This is a genomic window from Mesobacillus sp., from assembly GCF_049588175.1.
In the GTDB taxonomy this organism is placed as follows: domain Bacteria; phylum Bacillota; class Bacilli; order Bacillales; family Cytobacillaceae; genus Mesobacillus.
Genome location: NZ_JBAVFI010000090.1, coordinates 1 through 5,622 on the forward strand (window position 1 = coordinate 1; position 5,622 = coordinate 5,622).

Annotated in this window: 6 protein-coding genes; 4 read left to right on the top strand and 2 right to left on the bottom strand. The window is 39.7% G+C overall.

The features are described 5' to 3' along the window. Window positions 1–542, top strand: a 542-nt coding sequence (locus WB217_RS01965) for a tRNA-dihydrouridine synthase (protein WP_423990148.1), incomplete at its 5' end; no start/stop codon positions are given. 72 nt (window positions 543–614) lie between these two features. Here WB217_RS01965 and WB217_RS01970 read toward each other — a convergent pair. Then, entirely contained in the window at window positions 615–1,157 is a 543-nt protein-coding gene (locus tag WB217_RS01970; RefSeq protein WP_423990150.1) for a DUF6143 family protein, read from the bottom strand. A gap of 18 nt (window positions 1,158–1,175) precedes the next feature. Further along, entirely contained in the window at window positions 1,176–1,730 is a 555-nt protein-coding gene (locus tag WB217_RS01975; RefSeq protein WP_423990152.1) for a DUF6143 family protein, read from the bottom strand. A gap of 189 nt (window positions 1,731–1,919) precedes the next feature. On the opposite strand from WB217_RS01975, the gene WB217_RS01980 reads away from it, so the two are divergent. The 3 genes from WB217_RS01980 to WB217_RS01990 all read left to right on the top strand — a co-directional run bounded on the left by WB217_RS01980 (window position 1,920) and on the right by WB217_RS01990 (window position 5,287). Further along, entirely contained in the window at window positions 1,920–2,837 is a 918-nt protein-coding gene (locus WB217_RS01980; RefSeq protein WP_423990154.1) for a DNA-3-methyladenine glycosylase family protein, read from the top strand. Next, the gene (locus WB217_RS01985) at window positions 2,821–3,309 is read left to right on the top strand and encodes a methylated-DNA--[protein]-cysteine S-methyltransferase (protein ID WP_423990156.1); all 489 of its coding nucleotides are present in this window, start codon (window positions 2,821–2,823) and stop codon (window positions 3,307–3,309) included. Before WB217_RS01980 ends, WB217_RS01985 begins: the two co-directional genes overlap by 17 nt. 304 nt (window positions 3,310–3,613) lie before the next feature. Continuing rightward, window positions 3,614–5,287, top strand: a complete 1,674-nt coding sequence (locus tag WB217_RS01990) for a M4 family metallopeptidase (protein WP_423990158.1) — start codon at window positions 3,614–3,616, stop codon at window positions 5,285–5,287. Window positions 5,288–5,622 lie beyond the last annotated feature (335 nt).

Here is a 5,622-nt window from a genome sequence, read left to right on the forward strand (position 1 = left end):
GTGTGAAGACAAGGCTTGGTTACACGGAAGTAGAGGAGTGGCAGGATTGGCTCACTCACATACTAGAACAAGACATTGCGAATCTTTCAATCCATCTGCGTACCAGGAAGGAAATGAGCCAAGTAGATGCTCATTGGGAGTTGATTCCTGAAATCAAAAAACTTCGTGATCGGGTAGCACCAGACACACTTTTGACGATCAATGGAGATATTCCTGACCGCCAAACTGGCTTGAAGCTCGCTGAACAATATGGTATTGATGGCGTTATGATCGGGCGAGGTATTTTTAAAAATCCTTTTGCTTTTGAAAAAGAGCCAAAAGAGCATAGCAGTAAAGAATACCTCGATCTTTTAAGACTGCAGCTTGATCTTCAAGATCAATATGCGGAAGAACTTCCACGTTCGATAACAGGGCTTCATCGCTTTTTCAAAATTTATGTCAAAGGATTCCCTGGAGCTGCTGAATTAAGAAATCAATTGATGAACACGAAATCAACAGACGAAGTGCGTGCATTGCTTGATAACTTTGAAAAAGAATTTTGATGGGAGAAGCATGGGGACGTACCTTATGCTTCTTCGTGTTGAAAGCAAAGGGTACGTCCCTTTGCTTCTTGATTAAGCTTTTTCTTCCCACCAGCCAAAGGCGACTCTTGCGTATACCTGCCTTTTTCCCGGGGACAAAAAGAATAAGGAAAAGGAACTTCCTGGAGGTAGGATAAACATACCTTGGAAATCATGTTTTGTAAGGGTTACCAAGGGTTCAGCCCTTCTTACAAAGGCGTAGGTACCGCCTTTGGGTTTTCCTGATACCAAGCTGGCATTTTCAATTTCAACCTTGGGCATTGGCGGCGGAATAATGGCTTGGTTTCCGGCAGCAAAATATGGCGATGTTTTTCCTCTTCCGGGAAGTATGCTGCTTAGCCAAGCTTCAGCTGTTAATGACTCAATGGAATAGTTGGTGATGGTATAGGCATTCAAAAACATATTCACCTTGGAGTCAACCGGATTGACTAGACTGCCCCATCCATCATATCCTTCTCCAAAGGATATGATCTCAGTCTGACCCAGAAAGTACTCACCAAGATAGGAATGATATACATTTTCGGGCAAGATGGTGACCTCATGAGGTTGTTTTTCATTATTCAATACAAAACTCATAATCATGCCTCCTCATAATTACATATTGACCGATGATTCATTTTTTTCCTCCCACCAGGTCAGAACGATTGTCCCTGTGAGGTATTGATAACCGTTCGGTCTTAGTATTATTGAAAAGGAACCTCCAGGACCAATAATTATGGATCCATTGTGTGAATCACTTACAAGGGTAGAATTTTGAGTAACAATTCTATCGAAAATATTCACACCTTTAGTCATGGGTTCAGTGGAAAAACTAGCATATTTCATAACCGCCTTTGGTTTTGGAGGAGGTGAAACAGCCTGATTTGTTGGAGTTACATCGAAGGAGACTGCTGTTTTTTTAGGCGGATCTGCATTTAACCAGATTTCACTGATGAAATTTTGAGTTGAGTAGTTTGTTATGGTAAAAATATCGATATATAGATTGACTCCAGAATCAATGGGATTGACTATTCCACCCCAGGCATAATATCCGCCGCCAAAATTCAGTAATCCGGTTTTCCCTATAAAATATCTTCCAAGCTTTGAATTCAAGGTTGGACTAGGAACATTCACCACTTCAATTGGTTGTTTATTCGCTTTTTCTGGCATACTATTACCCCCAACTGTGCATTCTCATGAGAATATAATATGAAACAGTATAGGCAGTTGTTCAAATTGATTTACACCACAGTAAGTTCAATTATCAAAAAGAAGCAAAGGGTACGTCCCTTTGCTTCTTTAATGGGTTCCGAAGTTTAAAAGACTGTTCGCCTAGTGAATATCGAAAGGAGCTCCTAAATGAATTGGATTGATCATGAATCTTATATAGAGATTTATCCCCCTGAGGAATTTAATTTTGAAGAGTGTTTAATTTTTTTGGGCAGATCGAGCCTTGAAGTGCTTTACCAGATTAAAGAGGGGTCTGTATATAAACTAATTAAAGTTAAAGAATCTTTGATTTTATGTAAAATAGGATTCAGCAATGATGCCATAAAAGTTGAGTTTCCATTAAGCCCCTTATCTATCCACTCTCGAAAAATAGTGGCAGAGTATATTTGGGAATGGTTTGATTTGGATCAGGATTTAGGGGAGTTTTATCAAGTGGCTAGGCAAGATAAAGTTTTAAAAAAACTTGCCCATAAATATTATGGCTTACGGATTATGTGCATTCCAGATTTATTTGAAGCGCTGGTATGGGCGATTATGGGACAGCAAATCAATTTAACATTTGCCTATACATTAAAGAAACGCTTCGTTGAACTATTTGGCGAAGGCCTAACTTTCGAAGGAGAAACGTTTTGGCTATTCCCCACATTTGAAAAAATTGCATCCATAAGTGTGGATGATTTAAGGAAACTTCAATTTACTAGCAGGAAGGCTGAATATATCATTGGCATCGCTAAAGCTATGGAAAACGGCGAATTAACAAAAGATTTATTGCTTCAGAAAAAAGAATATCAGCAAATGCAAAAATCATTAATGATGATAAGAGGGATCGGAGCATGGACTGCAGATTATGTGATGATGAAGTGCTTACACGTTGCGTCTTCCTTTCCAGTTGCGGATGTCGGTCTTCATAATGCTTTAAAGAATCTATTAGGTCTTGAGAAGAAACCGACTATAGAAGAAATAAAAGAATATGCAGTGAATTGGGAAGGCTGGCAGGCATATGCTACCTTTTATCTTTGGAGGTCCTTATATGACAAAACTACATAAATTAGATTATGAATCTCCAATTGGTGTAATAGAAATAATTGGTACCCATGAAGCCATCACGTCTATTTTGTTCTCTGAAGAGGGCAAAAAGGTGAATGTTCTACAGGATGAAACTCCTTCGGTTTTAGGAGAATGCTATAACCAACTTGACGAATATTTTAAAGGCGGCCGCCATGAATTTACATTCCCGTACCAATTTGAAGGGACTGACTTTCAAAAAACAGTATGGGCAGCTTTAACAGAAATTCCCTACGCAAAAACAGGGTCCTACAAGGATATTGCCGTTTCCATTGGGAATGAAAAAGCCATCAGAGCTGTAGGGAGTGCAAATGGGAAAAACAAGTTGAGTATTATCATTCCTTGCCACAGAATAATCGGTTCAAATGGGAAATTAACCGGTTATGCAGGAGGACTGTGGAGAAAGGAATGGCTGCTTCAACATGAGAAATCTTGTATAACGGAACATAAGTAAAAGCATGGGGACGTACCTTATGCTTCCGTTTATTATTAAGAGGATTCATTAAAGGATTTTCAAACTTTTCCCTGAACACAAATTATGAAAAAGAAGTAAAGGATACGTCCAATTAATAAAACTGTAATCCGATGTACCTGAGTCAATGAAGGAAAATAGAAGCACAGGGTACGTCCCCATGCACCTTAACTTAGGCTTATATGTTCACTATTTTATTTTATTCAAATAATTCTAATTATTCATGAAACTAATCCTCTATCAATCTATAATAACACTAATGGTAATTGATGGGAGGAATGGGATTTTGAAGAAGAAGTTTATTTTACCTGTAGTTTTGTCGTCAGCAATGTTGGTAGGTTCTATTCCAGTTAGCAGTGTTTTAGCGCAGCCTGTAAATTCGAGTTTGCTAAGCAGTGGACAAGCTTCTAAGGAGTGGAATGCGAAAGCTAGCGTTCCTGTATTTGTGAAGGAGCGAATCGCAGAGAAATTCTCTTCAAGCACAGCTTCCAACGCATTAAATTATTTGAAGAAGAACCAGGATAAAACTGGAATCAATAATCCGGATCAAGAGTTAAAAGTAAAGAGTACACAAAAAGATAAACTGGGTATGACTCACGTTCGCTTTAATCAGTCCGTAAATGGTGTGAACGTAGAGGGGGCCGAGGTTATTGTTCATTTTAATGAGAATAATGAAGTCGTCTCTGTCAACGGAAGAATAAATCAAACGATTACTAATGATGCAGTGGACACGACTGCCTCTTTAAGCAGTGATGATGCCCTAAAGGCGGCATTATCCTCTGTCAATGCTCCTGAAGAGCTGACCTATGAGCCAACTGCTGAGCTTGTTGTCCTGCCTTTTGAAGGGGAGAATTATACAGCTTATAAAGTGAATGTTAACTTCATGGGAGATGAGCCTGGAAACTGGTTTGTCTTTGTGGATGCAAAATCGGGAGAGGTTATCGATCAATATAATGGCTTAATGCATGCTGATGAGCAAACGCAAAAAGGTGCTGGAAAAGGTGTACATGGTGATCACAGGGAACTACATATTACTCAAGTAAAAGAGCCGAATTCTGGAACTAAGTTTGCGTTAGCAGATTACTCTCATGAGAACCTTGGAGGAATCGTAACGTACGATGCTAAAAATGATAACACTTCCAGTAACGATACTCTCTATTTAGGGAATTCTGCAGCATTTATCAGCGATTATGATCGAGCTGCTGTCGATGCGCACTATAATTCCGAAAAGGTCTATGAGTATTATCTAAATGAACATGACCGTAATTCCCTTGATGGTGAAGGGATGGCGATCATTTCTAAAGTTCACTATGGCAACAATTACAACAATGCTTCCTGGAATGGGCGCTGGATGACCTATGGTGATGGTGACGGTAAATTCATGATCTCTCTATCAGCAGGTCTTGACGTTGCTGCCCATGAAATGACTCATGGTGTCATTTCCAATTCAGCAAATTTAGTGTACCGTAATCAATCCGGTGCTCTAAATGAATCCTTTGCCGATGTCTTTGGTGCACTCGTTGACGACAGTGATTGGGAAATGGGCGAGGATATTATGGCACCGGAGGCTAAAGCAGCCGGTTCAACAGTCTTGCGCAGCTTAAGCAATCCAAATGGTGTGATCGTCGCAAATGAGCAAAGAAGGGCGTATAGCACAAATGGCGGCGTCTATCCGGATCATATGGACGAGTTTTACAACATGCCAACTTCGGTAGATGGCGGTGGAGTCCATGTTAACTCATCCATTACGAACCATGCCGCATACTTGATTGCTCAAGAGATTGGGAGGGAAAAGTTGGGGCAGATTTACTATCGAGCCTTAACTGTTTATTTAACTCCAAATTCCAATTTTAGCGACGCACGCCAGGCTATTGTTCAGTCTGCAATCGATATTTATGGTGAAGGCAGTGCGGAAGAGGCTTCAGCTAATGCCGGATTTGATGCGGTGGGAATTTATTAATTTTCAGCTGATCTAATATGAATATTGAAGTGTATTTTATGTTCCCTCAAGCTTAATAGTTTGAGGGATTTTTTGTTATGGTCTTACCTGTGTTGCCGAATATACTCTGTACTTGTGGATTATGTGGCGAAGCTGTTTTTTACATGGTTAAACTGTAAGAAAAAGAGGAGAAGCATAAGATACGTCCCCATGCTTCAGCCTGTCATCTAAAGAAGCAAAGGGACGTCTTAATTATGGTTCTTTTAGACATAGTACAAAAGAACTTATAGAATGTGCTGAATCATCTTTCTCATAGTATTAAATAGGGCTATATCCCTGTATTAATTAAGGGCCAT

What these genes read in the sequence shown, in the direction of transcription:
- WB217_RS01970 (WP_423990150.1), bottom strand. Translation starts at nt 1,157, where the DNA reads ATGAGTTTTGTATTGAATAATGAAAAACAACCTCATGAGGTCACCATC.
- WB217_RS01975 (WP_423990152.1), bottom strand. Translation starts at nt 1,730, where the DNA reads ATGCCAGAAAAAGCGAATAAACAACCAATTGAAGTGGTGAATGTTCCT.
- WB217_RS01980 (WP_423990154.1), top strand. Translation starts at nt 1,920, where the DNA reads ATGAATTGGATTGATCATGAATCTTATATAGAGATTTATCCCCCTGAG.
- WB217_RS01985 (WP_423990156.1), top strand. Translation starts at nt 2,821, where the DNA reads ATGACAAAACTACATAAATTAGATTATGAATCTCCAATTGGTGTAATA.